The organism is Blautia coccoides (assembly GCF_034355335.1).
In the GTDB taxonomy this organism is placed as follows: Bacteria; Bacillota; Clostridia; order Lachnospirales; family Lachnospiraceae; genus Blautia; species Blautia producta.
Genome location: NZ_CP136422.1, coordinates 882284 through 895750 on the forward strand (window position 1 = coordinate 882284; position 13467 = coordinate 895750).

The window sequence follows — 13467 nt, forward strand, 5'->3', positions numbered from 1 at the left end:
CCAGATATCCGCCGCAGAAAAGCCGGCTGAAAAAATGGAGGAAAAGAAAGATGAGAGACGAAATGAGAAGAAAAGAAATTGAGGAAGCGGCAGCAGCTGGGGAAAAAGCCCTGTACAGTCTGGAAAATGCCAGAGAAAAGCTTCAGGGAGCAAAGAACTGGGGAATTTTCGATATGCTGGGAGGCGGTTTTTTTACAGACTGGGTAAAGCATTCAAAAATGTCAGACGCCACAGATTATATGGAAGAGGCAAAGAGACAATTGCTTGTATTCCAGAGGGAGCTTAGGGATGTTCAGGTTCCCCTTGATCTGCGGATGGATATCAGTTCCTTTCTTACGTTTGCTGACTTCTTTTTTGACGGGCTTGTAGCTGATTATCTGGTACAGAGAAAGATCAACGATGCCAGAGAACAGGTGGATGACGCAATTATGCGGGTTAGAGTGATTCTTGGAGAACTGAGAGACTTGTTAAATGAATAAACTGGAACAGGAGGTGTTCATATGGGATGTCTGGGTAATTTGCTTTGGTTTATATTTGGAGGCTGCATCAGCGGCCTGAGCTGGTGTCTGGCAGGGCTTTTATGGTGTGTGACGATCGTGGGGATTCCTGTGGGGATGCAGTGTTTTAAATTTGCGTCGCTGGCTTTTTTCCCTTTTGGAAAAGAAGTACAGTATGGTGGAGGAGCAGGCTCTCTGCTTCTCAATGTCATCTGGATGATAGTGACAGGAATCCCCCTGGCACTGGAGTCCCTGGTGATCGGCTTTGTGCTCTGTATCACTATTGTGGGAATTCCCTTTGGAATGCAGCATTTTAAAATAGCAAAGCTGGCACTTATGCCTTTTGGGGCAGAAGTATATTAGAAATGTAAGAAAGACGGCACTGTATGGTTTGAGCCATACGGTGCCGTCTTTTTGCAAGGTGATCAGGAAAAACAGAGAGAAAAGGGGCCGCACGAGCGGAGGTTTCGTGCAGCCCCAGAGGGTATCAAAAGGGATGGATCATTCTAAACGTATTTTTCCAGTGTACTGCGGACTGCGCCTGTACCGGCTGTCATCTGTGAGAAGTAGCTGCATACAGTGTCTGCCATACCTGCTTCGTATAGGTTTACACCGAATATCTTATCATTTTCCAGAACCGGCTTTAACAGCTTCTCTGCGTCCACAGCCTGGCCCAGTTTTACGTCTGCAACGTATGGGCGCACTGTGTCAAGCAGGGGATCAGGGCTTAATTCAAAGGTATTGCCGTTGTCATCCACACCCATCAGGTAGCGCAGCCATCCCGCAAATACAAGAGGGATCAGTTTCAGGTCAGATACCTTCAGCTCAGGAGAGGCCTGATATGCCTTGATGGTTTCACCGAAACGGATCGCCAGCTTCTGAGAAGTATCGGTAGCGATACGCTGGGGTGTATCCGGCATGAATGGGTTCGGGATACGAACGCCTAATACGGTGTCAATGAACTCTTTCGGGTCCAGAATGCCGGGGTTGATAACAACCGGCAGGCCTTCCACATATCCGATGCCTTCCACAAGCTTTTTCAGGGTCTCATCCTTCATCTCTTTGGAGATCAGGTCATAGCCCAGAATGCAGCCAAATACGGCAAGGGCAGTGTGCAGAGGATTTAAACAGGTGCAGACTTTCATCTTTTCCACTTTGTCCACAGTTTCGCGGGTTGTGAAGATCAGACCGCCTTTTTCAAGCTCAGGTCTTCCGTTAGGGAATGCGTCCTCGATAACAAGGTACTGGCATTCCTCAGCGTTTACGAAAGGAGCCACATAGGTGTTTTTGGAGGTTACAACCGGCTCTAATTCTTCCACGCCGTCTTTTTTCAGGATTTCTTCTACGGACGGATCCGGTCTTGGGGTGATCTTGTCGATCATGGACCAAGGGAAGGAAACTTTTGCAGGATTTTCAATATAGTCTGCAAAGGATTTATCTGTCAGGCCTGTTTCGGACCATTTTTTCGCAAATGCATAGACTGCGTCGTGAAGCTTGCTTCCGTTATGGGAGCAGTTGTCCATGCTCACCATGGCGATGGGTTTTTCACCTGCCTGAAATCTGGTGTACAGAAGGCTTACAACTTTGCCGATGTAGCTCTCAGGTTTTTCCGGGCCTTTTTCCATGTCGGCTACAACAGAGGGGAGCATTTCACCTTTGCCGTTCACAAGGCTGTAGCCTTTTTCTGTGATGGTGAAGCTGGCCATCTGCAGGGAATCCTTTTTGAAAATTTCACGCAGACGATTGAAGTCAGCGTCGTTGTCAGAGTCAACGGTGAGGGATTCCACAACGCTGCCTACAACGGTTTTCTCCACAGAACCATTTGCTTTTAAGGTCACCAGGATACTGTAGCCGTCATGGGGACGGTTCATTTTTTCTACGATCTCATAGTCAAATCCTTCGGCAACGACCAGACCACGGTCCAGAACGCTGTCATTTAAAAGGTTCTGCACTACATTTGCCTGGAAAGCACGGAAAATATTGCCGGCGCCGAAGTGAACCCAGAATGGATTTTCTTTTGTCTTCTCAGTCACGGCTGCTCTGTCAAATTTGGGAAGGTCATAGCCTTGGCTTTCCCACTGTTCTTTATTTTTTAATCCCTGTTCATTTACCTGCATGACTATCTTGCTCCTTTCACGATTGCTTCCCAGAGTCCATTTAAATAAGTAGCGCCAAGTGCTCTGTCGTAGAGGCCGTAACCCGGCATTGCCACTTCATCCCAGATCATACGGCCGTGGTCCGGGCGGACAGGGCCTTCAAATCCGATGTCATACAGCGCATTCATGATTTCATACATGTCAAAGGTTCCGTCTGTGGAAAGATGAGCTGCCTCCTCAAAATCTGTGGGGGAGTTAAATTTCAGGTTACGCACATGGGCAAAATGGATTCTGCCTTTTAAGGAACGGATCATATCCGGCAGATCATTTTCCAGGTTGGTGCCATAGGAACCGGAGCAGAAGGTAACGCCGTTGTGCGGGTCATCCACCATTGCCATCATGCGGAGGATGTTGGCTTTGTTGATGATGATACGCGGAAGGCCGAATACGCTCCATGCGGGATCGTCGGGATGGATCGCCATATTGATGTCGTATTTGTTGCAGACAGGCATGATGCGCTCCAGGAAGTATTTCAGGTTTTCAAACAATTTTTCATCGTCAATGTCTTTGTACATGTCGAACAGCTCTTTGATCTTAGCCATACGTTCCGGCTCCCAGCCCGGCATGATCGTACCGTTGGTATCGCCTGCGATGGATTCAAACATGTTTTCCGGGTCAAGGGCATCGACAGCTTCCTGTGTGTAGGCAAGAACTGTGGAGCCGTCCGGTCTTACACGTGCCAGCTCTGTTCTGGTCCAGTCAAAGACAGGCATGAAGTTGTAGCATACCAGATGAATGTCTTCTTTTCCCAGGTTTTCCAGAGTTTCGATATAGTTGTCAATGTACATGTCTCTCTCGGGAGAACCTGTCTTGATGGCGTCATGGATGTTGACGCTCTCGATACCGGAAATGTGAAGTCCTGATGCAGCAACCTCTTCTTTCAGGGCAGCGATGCGCTCTCTGCTCCATACTTCGCCCGGCTGTGTGTCGTAAAGGGTGGTGATAACCCCTGTCACACCGGGAATCTGGCGAATCTGTTTCAGAGTAACTGTGTCAAATTTGGAACCATACCATCTTAATGTCATTTCCATAGCTTTTTGTATCCTTTCTCTTTTCCGCTTGGGATTCATTTACTTGATATCTATTATTATAATTATTGTGGGGAAAAAGCCAATTGACTGATTTGTTGTTTACATTGCAAAAGTTGCGGTTTCGTGATAAGCTTAAAAAAATGATCCATTTAGATATGACGGAGGTGACAATTATGAAAAAGAATCTGCAGACAGCGTTCAGCACCAGGCAGTATATGCTCTCAAAGGATTTTGAAATCTATTATTACAGTGATTTTTATTTGTCCCAGGTAAAGGACCATGCGCATGATTATTATGAATTCTACCTTTTTTTGGAGGGAAATGTGAACATGGTAATAGGAGGAAAAGATCACGCTATGAGACCCGGGGATATTGTACTCATACCGCCCAAGGAGCGGCATCATGCAGTGATCAGGGACCAGCGGGTTCCCTACCGGCGTTTTGTGTTCTGGATCACAGAGGAATACTGCAACAGTCTTATGGAGACATCGTCGGATTATGCCTATCTGATGCAGCATGTGAAGGTGACCAAGAACTATATTTTTCACACAGATGTGGTGACGTTCAATACCATTCGCTCAAAGGTCTTCGGCCTGATCGACGAAATGCGCTCCAAAAGGTTCGGCAGAGAGGCAAAGATATCCCTGTGTGTCAGTGATTTGATCCTTCATCTGAACAGAGTTGTCCATGAACAGAATTATCCAAAGAGTGAGAGGGAGGAGATGAACCTGTATCAGGGGCTGGCTGATCATATAGAAGAAAATCTGGACGGGGATCTGTCCTTGGAAAGTCTTGCCAAGCATTTTTATGTGAGCAAATATCATATCGCCCATGTGTTTAAAGACAGCACGGGACTGTCCATCCATCAGTATATTACAAAGAAACGCCTGGCTGCCTGTAAGGACGCCATACTGGGGGATGTGGGGATCAGCGAGGTGTATCCAATGTTTGGATTCGGGGATTACTCCAGTTTTTACCGGGCATTCAAGAAAGAGTATGGGATATCACCAAAAGAGTTTAAGGATATGCAGGTGACCCTTTAAAAAATATTATGGAAATAGTTGACAAAATAAACTATTTGGAGTAGTATATCTAAATAGTTAATAAAGTAAACTAAATTGACAAGGTGTAATGAAACGAAATGGATCGAAGTGGTACGACAGCAGGTACTTGCAGAGCAGCCGTAACGGTAACTTTGCAGATTCATTAGCGGGAGAGGGACAATGGAATACGATTGGATAGAAATGATGGAGCGGATGCAGGATATCAGGCTTTTCTGCAGTCTGCATGTAAGGAGAGCAAAAAAAGGCGGGATATCCTCCTCACAGGAACTGGATCTGCTCTCCAGGGTAGCGCTCTCAAAGGAAAAGCTAACATCCCATATGCTCTGTACGGGTATGGGAATCAGCAAGCCGGTGGTCAGCCGGCTGGTGGAAAGCCTCTGCAGAAAGGAATTTCTGGAGAAAGAGATGTGTGCAGCAGACCACCGCAGTTATTATCTGTGTATCACCGGGAAAGGGCGGGAAGAGCTGGAGCGCACTTACACGTATTATCTGGAACCCCTGTATTCCATGAGGCGCAGGGCAGGAGAGGAGACTTTCAGCCGTCTTATGGAGCTGATACGTCTGGTAAACCATCAGGCCGGGGAATACGGGGAAACAAAACAGTAACGGAAATTTGTCATTCAGGGAGTTGATCATTTGAGTATTTATCAGGAATTACAGTTGAATCAGGCCGGTTCCAAGGCACTGATCAAGAACAGTAAAGACAAGAGGGAAAAGGGAAGACATATTCTCATCTATATATTTAAAGTGTTTCTGACACTGGCCTTCTGTATGGCTTTTGTCACGGCATATACAAAGATATTCGGAGAGAAGAACAGTGTTGCCGGTGTGGTGGTGCTGCTTACAGTGATGGTTTTCAGGTCCGCGGATCTGGGAATCAAAGCTTCCCACGGCAGTGCAGTGATCGTCATTTTATTTGGGGTTCTGGCTGTGGGGCCAAAGGTGACGAATATGGTAACTCCGGGATGGGCGTTATTTCTGAACCTTGTCTTTTTGCTCCTGCTCCTTACCCTGGGATGCCATAATATCATTATGTCAAATCATGCCACCTGGGTTCTGGGATATCTGCTTCTCCAAGGGAATGATGTGTCGGGCCGGGAATATTTCATGCGTGTCCTGGCGCTGGTTTTGGGCGCACTTTTAACAGCGTTTGTCTTTTACAGAAACCACAGGAAGATTTTGTATAAGAGAGGGCTGGGTGATCTGCTGCGGGAATTTGCATTTTCCTCGGCCAGAACAAAGTGGCAGCTTAGGATGGCTCTCGGTATCTCATCCGGCATGTTTTTCGCACAGCTTATGCACCTTCCCAGAATTATGTGGGCAGGATTTGCCATGATGTCTGTAATGCAGCCCTTTCGGAAGGATTTGATAAACAGGTGTAAACACCGCTTCCCCGGAAATATAATCGGCTGTGCCCTGTTTTTTGGACTCTGTGCTGTGTTCCCTGAGAGCTTCTACGGGTTTATCGGAATTCTTGGGGGTATCGGTGTGGGATTTTCAGCCACCTATCTGTGGCAGACAGTCTTTAATTCCTTCGGAGCACTTGCCATGGCTATGGGAATGTTCGGTATGACTGGGTCCATGGTGCTGAGGCTGGCAAACAATCTGTTCGGAGTTGTATATGGTCTTGTGTTTGACTTTGTTTTTGAGAAGTTCTGCTGTAAAATAGAACGGCTTTCACAGAGAATGGAATCTGTGGACGCGGCATAGGCGTGTTTTCTATTTCAGGAGGGAATATAATTTTGAATATTCTTCCCGAAAAATCGTATCTTTTCGGAAGACAAAGTTAAGTCCGTGCATCAGATGGAATTCCTGCAATCTGATCTCTTTTAATTTTTGGCTGCGGAGCTCGTGTTCCGCGGCTTTTTTGTACATAAATGTAATACCGCATCCTGCAGCGGTCAGCCGTTTGATGGCGCCGATGCTTCCGTACTCTATTACCCGGGCAAAGTCGGCAAGCCTGAGATTCTGCTGGGCAAGTATGGATTCCAGGATATCTCTGGTGCCGGAGCCTTTTTCACGGGTGATCAGGGTGTATGGGAGCAGGTCTTCCAGAATGCAGGGACACTTGGGAAGGGGAAAGTCCCGGGCACATACGGCGATGTAGGGTTCTTTGCTGTAGGGAAGGAAGTCATATTCTTCCTTGGGGAAGGAACCCTCCACCACGGCAAAGTCTATTTCCCCAGTGTCAATCTGGCGAAGCAGTTCCCTTGTATTCTGGACTGTGATCTTCATACGGCAGTCAGGGTCTTCCCTCAGGATGTTTTTTATTTTTTCGGGAAGGATGTATTCCGCAACGGTCAGGGTTGCGCCGAAGTGGTATTCTTTTTTTGGCTGCTGTACATCCCTGAGTCTGCGGCGGAGATGGGTTTCATCATTTTTCATGGTCTGGGCAGAGGCGTGAAGGAGCTTTCCTGCCTCTGTCAGGTATAATTTCCGCCCCTGCACAGTGAAAAGACGAGTATTATAACACTCCTCCAGAAAATGAATGTGCTGTGAGACGGCAGGCTGTGTCAGTCCCAGTTTATGGGCAGCACGTGTATAGTTCAATTCTTCACATACGGTTAAAAACGTTTCCATGCGGAAATCCTGCATATTTTTGTCCTCCTGAAATCTTTGTATTGCGGGTATATGACCGTAATCCTGCTACCGTGGCGGGTACAGATTATTTATAGAATATCATGTGGCCGGTACGGATTATATTGTAGAATATTTGGTAGTCAGTGTTGATTATATTATAAAATATTTTTATGGAAAAATAAATATAAATAATTTTTCTTTATTATAAATGCGTGGTAAGATATACCAGTAACAGTAATTTAGAAAAGGGGAAAAGAACTATGGATTTTATGAAAAAAAATTGGAAAGGCCTTCTGCTCTGCCTGGCCATTGCACTGCCGAGCTGGTTTTTGGGAAAGGCACTGCCGGTCATTGGCGGACCGGTTTTTGCCATTCTTCTGGGAATGGCAGTCACTCTCATTCTGAAGGATAAGACAAATTTGCAGCCCGGCATTACATTTACATCAAAAAAGGTTCTGCAGTATGCGGTGATCCTTTTGGGATTCGGGCTGAACCTGTCGGTTATTCTGCAGACAGGAAAACAGTCCCTGCCTATTATCCTTGCAACCATCACCACATCACTGGTCATCGCCTATGTGCTTCACCGGGTGATGCGGATTCCGGGAAAAATCTCCACTTTAGTAGGGGTTGGTTCTTCCATCTGCGGCGGTTCAGCCATAGCAGCTACGGCACCTGTCATTGACGCAGATGACGAGGAAGTGGCCCAGGCCATCTCTGTTATCTTTTTGTTCAACATTTTGGCGGCAATTCTGTTTCCTGCTTTTGGCGCTCTGATCGGATTTGACACACACAGCGGGGAGGCCTTTGGAATTTTTGCGGGGACGGCTGTCAATGATACCTCATCTGTGACCGCTGCTGCATCCACCTGGGATTCCCTTTACAATCTGGGCGCCGCCACACTTGACAAAGCTGTGACCGTGAAGCTGACCAGGACTTTGGCCATCATTCCCATCACCCTTGTACTTGCCATTGTACGGGCAAAGAATCTGGAAGAAGAGGAAGGAAATAACGTTGAGTTCAGAAAAATATTTCCCTTCTTTATCCTGTATTTTGTGGGGGCTTCTGTGATCACCACCATCGCTGTGAACCTGGGCGTTCCGGCGGGAATCTTCAATCCTCTGAAGACACTGAGCAAGTTCTTCATTGTCATGGCAATGGGAGCCATCGGGCTGAACACCAATGTGGTGAAGCTCATTAAAACAGGCGGGAAGCCTATTTTTATGGGGGCCTGCTGCTGGGCTGGGATTACATGTGTGAGTCTGGTCATGCAGAGAATACTTGGAATATGGTAAAAAAATGCCTGACGGATCAGACGCAGAGTCTTGATCCGGCAGGCATTTTTGCGCCTTAATTCAGGACGCGTGTTTCTTTAACTGCTTTTTGGCATATTTTTTTACCTTACACTCACAGTGGCCGCAGCCTTTCCCGGCTTTGGTCATTTTCCGCACTTCTTTGAAAGAAGTGGCTCCGTCTTTGATGGCTTCTTTGATGTCCTTTTTTGTGACCTTATAGCAGGGACACAGATATTTTTCCCCACTCATATCAAAGCACCAGGGAAGGGGCAGCGTATACCCGTGCTGCCAGCTCCGAATCCAGCATATAAAGGCTCTTGGAATCATGTCCGAAAAGCTCGAATTTGCGGATAAGATCCTCTGCGTTTTTTTCTTCCTCACCCTGTTCTTTTACAAACCAGTCCAGAAACTGCATGGTACGGAAGTCTTTTACGGTGTATGCGGCGTCGTAAATATTGTGAATCAGGCCGGTCACATAATGCTCGTGCTCCAGGCTGGCATGCAGGGGCTGGTCAAAGGCGTCAAATACCTTGTCCGGCTTGTCTATGGATTCCAGTGTAATTTTTTCGCTGTTATTCTGAAGGTACTGGATGAAGAGCACGGCATGATCACGTTCTTCCTGAGCCTGTACATTGTACCAGTTGGCAAAACCGTCAAGTCCCTGCTCTTTATAGTAATTGGCAAAATCCAGATATAGATAGGCGGAGTAGAATTCTTTGTTAATCTGCGTGTTCAGCAGTTCAGATACTTTTTTGTCTAACATAGTAATAACCTCCTTAAATTGGACTATTTTGTGCAGGTATCCTGCAATTTTGATTATAGCACGCTTGGACAGTTTCAACAATGGTAAAATTATGACTTTGCTGCCGCCGGGATTTGTAATATGAGCAGCAGTTAAAATTTATGATCAAAAATTAAAAAGGAATCAATAGTGCCGGGAATGGGTATCTGTTATAATATCTATTGTAAAGAGCGGGAGCTGGCGCCGGCTGTCCGTGTATATAACGGAGGACAATATGATGAAAATAAATGAGATTATCAGAACAAGAAGAAAAGAACTGAAACTCACCCAGGAACAGGCTGCAGAGTATCTGGGGATATCAGCGCCGGCTGTCAACAAATGGGAAAAGGGAGTGAGTTATCCTGATATCACCCTGCTGCCGCCTCTGGCAAGGCTTCTGAAGGTGGATCTGAATACCCTGCTGTCCTTTGAGGAGGAGCTTACGGGTGAGGAGATCAATCATTTCTGCGGAGAAGTTTACGCAGTGCTTAAAGAGAGAGGATATAAAGAAGGGTATGAGCTGGCTATGAAGAAGATCAGCGAGTATCCAAACAGCAGCAAGCTGATCTATAACCTTGCCGGTTTTCTGAAGGGGGCCATGCTCATGTTTCCCGTGGAGGAAAAGGATAAGGCGGCATATGAGGAGGAAATCCTGGGTTTATTTGAAAGGACTGCCATGAACAGTGAGACGGACTGGGAGATAAGAGGCAGTGCCCTTAATATGCTGGTTGCCGATTACATTCAGAAAGAGAACTACAGCAGGGCAGAGGAACTGCTGACGCAGATACCGGATCCGGGAGTGGATAAGAGGCCAATGCTCACACTCCTTTACAGGAGACAGGGGAAAACGGAAGAGGCAGTAAAGCTGGCACAGCAAAAGCTGCTCCAGGCTGCAGGCGATGTGCAGAACTGTCTGATCACACTTATGGAGATCCATAAGGAACAGGGCAGCCGGGAGGATATGGAATACTATGCGGGGAAATGCAGGGATGTAGTGGAACTGCTGGATCTGTGGGAGTACGGCAAGTATATGGCAGATTATGAAACTGCGGCTGCACGAAAAGATGCAGACAGAACGCTGGAAATGCTGGAGAAGGTGCTGGACGCTATGGGAAAACCGTGGAAGCTGGGGGAGAGCAGGCTCTATCACAGCCTGGACGAACAGAAGGGAAACCAGGAGCAGCAGAAGGAATTGTTTAAACGTATGCGCACGGGGTTATTGGAGGATCTGGAAAATCTGGAAGAATTTGATTTTATCAGAGACAGACAGGAGTTTAAAGCGTTGTTGGCAAAGTTCCGGGATGACAATACACTGAAGTAACAAAATACGAGGGCTTGGTGCCTGCATATTGTGAGTAGAGGAAACAGGAGACCGCAGAATAAGCAGTGAAAACAGGAGAGCTTGCAGAAAAAGCGCGTGAAAAATGGGGTATCCTCAGAAATAGCAAAGTGGAAAGGGGAGAAGATATGGATGGAAAAATTTTAGTTGTGGGGGCAGCCATACTGGATGTGCTGGCAGAACCGGTGGATGAGCGTGTTTTTGAGACCGGTTCAAGTCCGGCTGATGCTATCACCATGAGGACAGGAGGGGATGCCCTGAACGAAGCCACTATTCTGGCAAAATTAGGGGAAAGTGTCCAGCTTCTGACTGTGCTGGGCAGCGATCCCGCCTCAGAGCTTATTCGGGCACACTGCCGTAAATGGGGAATCGGACTTGATCATACTAGGACAGAACCCGGCGTGGATACAGGGATCAATGTGGTTCTGGTGAAAAAGGGCGGAGAAAGGAGTTTTCTGACGAATCCGCATGGCACGCTGCGCAGCCTTTCTGCGGAGCATCTGGAGGGGGATTATCTGCAGGGGGTAAAAATCCTGTGTTTTGCCAGTATCTTTGTTTTTCCAAAGCTTGGCGGCAGGGAGACTGCCCGGCTGTTTTCCAGGGCAAAGGAACAGGGAATATTGGTCTGTGCTGATATGACCAAGAGAAAGAATGAAGAGACAGTGAAGGATATCCGGGAGGCGCTGGCCTGTGTGGATTATCTTTTCCCGAATTATGAGGAAGCCGTGCTGGTTACCGGGAAGAGGGAACTGCATGAAATCGCAGACGCGTTTTTGGACTGCGGTGTGGGGAATGTGGTGATCAAATGTGGGAATAAGGGATGTTTTGTGAAAAACAGGGAAATGTTCTTTGAGAGTCCGGCTGTTTCCAGCATCCGGTGTGTGGATACCACAGGCGCCGGTGACAGTTTTGCGGCAGGATTTGTGTACGCCCTGTCACAGGACATGGATCTGCGGACAGCAGCGGCATATGCCAACGTCTGCGGCGGACTGGCAGTGCAGAGGCTGGGGGCAACAGAAGGGATCAATAATATTGTTCAGGTAGAAAATGCAGTAAAGAAGTATCATTCTCCATGAAAATATGGTAATATGGAACAGTGAGAATTATCCGGAAACAGGTTCAATGGTTCCGGGGAATGGGGATGAGATTATGTGGAACAGAATTGATCTGAAGATGAGCGGCAAAGCAAATTTCCTGAAAAATTACGGGCCGGCAGTATTGGTATCCTTGATATCAGCTCTTGTGGCTACAAAGTACGGACGTAACTATAACGGTGACGGCTCGGGAGGCCCGTTTCTTGAGATTCCGGGACTTCACTTGAAGCTGGACTGGAGTCATTCATTTTTTAACTGGGGAGGAAGTGCATTTACCGCAGGGGCTGTTTCCCTGGCTGTGATCCTTCTTGATGTTTTTATCTTTCAGATGCTGCTGGTGGGAGCCTGTAGATTTTATGTGGAGAACCGTGATTATAATGCACCAGTCTCCAAGCTGCTGTTTGGCTTTCAGAGTGGGTTTTACGGGAATTCCGTGTTGGTTATGTTTATGAAGAATCTGTTTGTTGCTCTGTGGACTTTGCTGTTTGTGATCCCGGGAATCGTGATGAGCTATGCCTACCGCATGGTCCCTTATATTCTGGCGGAGCAGCCAGATATCCATTACAGGGAGGCACTGCGGATCAGCAAGGAAATGATGTATGGACAGAAGTGGGAAGCCTTTGTTCTGGATCTTTCTTTTATCGGCTGGTTTCTGATAGGTACACTGACCTGTGGAGTGGCGGGTATCTTTTATGTGAAGCCATATGTGGATGCCACCAATGCGGAGCTTTATGCGGCACTCAGGGACGATTGGTTCGGAAAGCATGCAGAGATGCACTAGGCAGGCTTGGCCCGCCGTCTTCTATATCAATGCGTTATGCAGATCATACTGCATGGGGCGGAGATATAGAAGACGGTGGGCCGTTTTTTTTCCGAAACCGGTAGAAAACCGCAGTCGGCGGGCAGAGTAAGGCTTTGAATAAAGGTTAGAGCCGGCGTGACAGAAGAAGACGAACGGTTACGGATAAATGTCTTTTAGCGCGTTCATGATAAGACGGAAGGTCAGATCAGCCATGTGCTGGGGGGATTCACCGGTATCGGAGTCCAGCCAGGTTTTTATCAGGCCGATACATCCCGTCAGACAGAAGGAATAGGAGTATTTCAGGCTGTCCATATTTTCCGGGAAGGTGGCCTTCAGGACTTTCAGGCTGTGTTCGGATATGATGCTCTCTATGCGGCTGACAAAGGACATGTCACCGTTGGGGCCTAAAAGAGCGCTGCAGATGTCTTTGTTTTCCCAGAGGGTCAGGAAGATGTCTTCTATAAAAGGGAAACTGTCTTCGTTAAAGGGGCTGACAGGATGTTCCTGGATGATCTTCAGTATTTCTTCCTGGAGTTCGTTTTCTATGGTTTCCAGCATGTTGTAGATGTCAGTATAGTGGAGGTAAAAGGTGGAGCGGTTGATGTCGACCTCTTCTACCAGTTCTTTTACTGTGATCTCTTTGATGCTTTTGTGCTGCATGAGTTTTGAGAGACCGGCGCGGAGCTGGGATTTTGTTTTACGGATACGGCGGTCTGGTTTTTTGGGCATAGGGGAGCCTCCTTTCCTAACTGTTTCAAGTGGGAAGACAATTGTTAAAAAAGTATAAAATGCAACAAATATATGCAGAAATGTCTAGTAATGGATAGGGTG

15 protein-coding genes are annotated in these 13467 nt (G+C 47.1%); 9 read left to right on the plus strand and 6 right to left on the minus strand.

The window, feature by feature from the left end:
* Window positions 1–50: 50 nt before the first annotated feature.
* Window positions 51–479, plus strand: a complete 429-nt coding sequence (locus tag BLCOC_RS03855; RefSeq protein ID WP_115624468.1) for a hypothetical protein — start codon at window positions 51–53, stop codon at window positions 477–479.
* A 21-nt stretch (window positions 480–500) separates the two neighbouring features.
* Window positions 501–860, plus strand: a complete 360-nt coding sequence (locus BLCOC_RS03860; protein ID WP_115624469.1) for a YccF domain-containing protein — start codon at window positions 501–503, stop codon at window positions 858–860.
* Window positions 861–1003: 143 nt separating this feature from the next.
* Here the strand turns inward: BLCOC_RS03860 and BLCOC_RS03865 are convergent, their stop codons facing one another.
* Together BLCOC_RS03865 and uxuA are read right to left on the minus strand one after the other, a co-directional pair.
* Window positions 1004–2614 carry a mannitol dehydrogenase family protein gene (locus BLCOC_RS03865; protein WP_115624470.1) on the minus strand — a complete coding sequence of 537 codons (1611 nt, stop codon included), beginning with the start codon at window positions 2612–2614 and terminating at the stop codon, window positions 1004–1006.
* Between the two features lie 2 nt (window positions 2615–2616).
* On the minus strand, window positions 2617–3684 hold the full coding sequence (gene uxuA / locus BLCOC_RS03870; protein WP_115624471.1) for a mannonate dehydratase: 1068 nt from the start codon (window positions 3682–3684) through the stop codon (window positions 2617–2619).
* 173 nt (window positions 3685–3857) lie between these two features.
* Between uxuA and BLCOC_RS03875 the strand changes: the two genes are divergently transcribed.
* The 3 genes from BLCOC_RS03875 (at window position 3858) to BLCOC_RS03885 (ending at window position 6458) form a co-directional block, all read left to right on the plus strand.
* Entirely contained in the window at window positions 3858–4727 is an 870-nt protein-coding gene (locus BLCOC_RS03875; RefSeq protein WP_029470538.1) for a helix-turn-helix domain-containing protein, read from the plus strand.
* 180 nt (window positions 4728–4907) lie between these two features.
* Window positions 4908–5354, plus strand: coding sequence for a MarR family winged helix-turn-helix transcriptional regulator (locus BLCOC_RS03880; RefSeq protein WP_115624472.1), 447 nt, complete (start codon window positions 4908–4910; stop codon window positions 5352–5354).
* A 30-nt stretch (window positions 5355–5384) separates the two neighbouring features.
* Window positions 5385–6458, plus strand: a complete 1074-nt coding sequence (locus BLCOC_RS03885; RefSeq protein WP_115624473.1) for an FUSC family protein — start codon at window positions 5385–5387, stop codon at window positions 6456–6458.
* 9 nt (window positions 6459–6467) lie between these two features.
* Here BLCOC_RS03885 and BLCOC_RS03890 read toward each other — a convergent pair whose 3' ends face one another.
* On the minus strand, window positions 6468–7343 hold the full coding sequence (locus BLCOC_RS03890) for a LysR family transcriptional regulator (protein ID WP_018595265.1): 876 nt from the start codon (window positions 7341–7343) through the stop codon (window positions 6468–6470).
* A 245-nt stretch (window positions 7344–7588) separates the two neighbouring features.
* Here BLCOC_RS03890 and BLCOC_RS03895 point away from each other — a divergent pair, with 245 nt between their 5' ends.
* Window positions 7589–8620 carry a YeiH family protein gene (locus BLCOC_RS03895; protein ID WP_018595266.1) on the plus strand — a complete coding sequence of 344 codons (1032 nt, stop codon included), beginning with the start codon at window positions 7589–7591 and terminating at the stop codon, window positions 8618–8620.
* A 60-nt stretch (window positions 8621–8680) separates the two neighbouring features.
* Here the strand turns inward: BLCOC_RS03895 and BLCOC_RS03900 are convergent, their stop codons facing one another.
* Window positions 8681–8869: a (2Fe-2S)-binding protein gene (locus BLCOC_RS03900; RefSeq protein WP_029470535.1), complete on the minus strand. Its 189-nt coding sequence runs from the start codon at window positions 8867–8869 to the stop codon at window positions 8681–8683.
* Window position 8870: 1 nt separating this feature from the next.
* The gene (locus tag BLCOC_RS03905) at window positions 8871–9383 is read right to left on the minus strand and encodes a ferritin (RefSeq protein WP_018595268.1); all 513 of its coding nucleotides are present in this window, start codon (window positions 9381–9383) and stop codon (window positions 8871–8873) included.
* A 253-nt stretch (window positions 9384–9636) separates the two neighbouring features.
* Here BLCOC_RS03905 and BLCOC_RS03910 point away from each other — a divergent pair, with 253 nt between their 5' ends.
* From BLCOC_RS03910 to BLCOC_RS03920, 3 genes are all read left to right on the plus strand, one after another.
* Window positions 9637–10722, plus strand: a complete 1086-nt coding sequence (locus BLCOC_RS03910; protein WP_081732729.1) for a helix-turn-helix domain-containing protein — start codon at window positions 9637–9639, stop codon at window positions 10720–10722.
* Window positions 10723–10868: 146 nt separating this feature from the next.
* Complete coding sequence (locus tag BLCOC_RS03915) at window positions 10869–11816, plus strand: carbohydrate kinase family protein (RefSeq protein WP_115625542.1); 948 nt, start codon at window positions 10869–10871, stop codon at window positions 11814–11816.
* A gap of 73 nt (window positions 11817–11889) precedes the next feature.
* Window positions 11890–12615, plus strand: a complete 726-nt coding sequence (locus BLCOC_RS03920) for a DUF975 family protein (RefSeq protein WP_242999035.1) — start codon at window positions 11890–11892, stop codon at window positions 12613–12615.
* Window positions 12616–12792: 177 nt separating this feature from the next.
* On the opposite strand, the gene BLCOC_RS03925 is transcribed toward BLCOC_RS03920, so the two are convergent.
* On the minus strand, window positions 12793–13365 hold the full coding sequence (locus tag BLCOC_RS03925) for a TetR-like C-terminal domain-containing protein (protein ID WP_018595272.1): 573 nt from the start codon (window positions 13363–13365) through the stop codon (window positions 12793–12795).
* Between the last annotated feature and the right edge of the window lie 102 nt (window positions 13366–13467).

Bases quoted from the DNA above. Each gene is read 5' to 3' on its own strand.
- BLCOC_RS03855 (WP_115624468.1), top strand. From the start codon at position 51: ATGAGAGACGAAATGAGAAGAAAAGAAATTGAGGAAGCGGCAGCAGCT.
- BLCOC_RS03860 (WP_115624469.1), top strand. From the start codon at position 501: ATGGGATGTCTGGGTAATTTGCTTTGGTTTATATTTGGAGGCTGCATC.
- BLCOC_RS03865 (WP_115624470.1), bottom strand. From the start codon at position 2,614: ATGCAGGTAAATGAACAGGGATTAAAAAATAAAGAACAGTGGGAAAGC.
- uxuA (WP_115624471.1), bottom strand. From the start codon at position 3,684: ATGGAAATGACATTAAGATGGTATGGTTCCAAATTTGACACAGTTACT.
- BLCOC_RS03875 (WP_029470538.1), top strand. From the start codon at position 3,858: ATGAAAAAGAATCTGCAGACAGCGTTCAGCACCAGGCAGTATATGCTC.
- BLCOC_RS03880 (WP_115624472.1), top strand. From the start codon at position 4,908: ATGGAATACGATTGGATAGAAATGATGGAGCGGATGCAGGATATCAGG.
- BLCOC_RS03890 (WP_018595265.1), bottom strand. From the start codon at position 7,343: ATGCAGGATTTCCGCATGGAAACGTTTTTAACCGTATGTGAAGAATTG.
- BLCOC_RS03895 (WP_018595266.1), top strand. From the start codon at position 7,589: ATGGATTTTATGAAAAAAAATTGGAAAGGCCTTCTGCTCTGCCTGGCC.
- BLCOC_RS03900 (WP_029470535.1), bottom strand. From the start codon at position 8,869: ATGAGTGGGGAAAAATATCTGTGTCCCTGCTATAAGGTCACAAAAAAG.
- BLCOC_RS03905 (WP_018595268.1), bottom strand. From the start codon at position 9,383: ATGTTAGACAAAAAAGTATCTGAACTGCTGAACACGCAGATTAACAAA.
- BLCOC_RS03910 (WP_081732729.1), top strand. From the start codon at position 9,637: ATGATGAAAATAAATGAGATTATCAGAACAAGAAGAAAAGAACTGAAA.
- BLCOC_RS03915 (WP_115625542.1), top strand. From the start codon at position 10,869: ATGGATGGAAAAATTTTAGTTGTGGGGGCAGCCATACTGGATGTGCTG.
- BLCOC_RS03920 (WP_242999035.1), top strand. From the start codon at position 11,890: ATGTGGAACAGAATTGATCTGAAGATGAGCGGCAAAGCAAATTTCCTG.
- BLCOC_RS03925 (WP_018595272.1), bottom strand. From the start codon at position 13,365: ATGCCCAAAAAACCAGACCGCCGTATCCGTAAAACAAAATCCCAGCTC.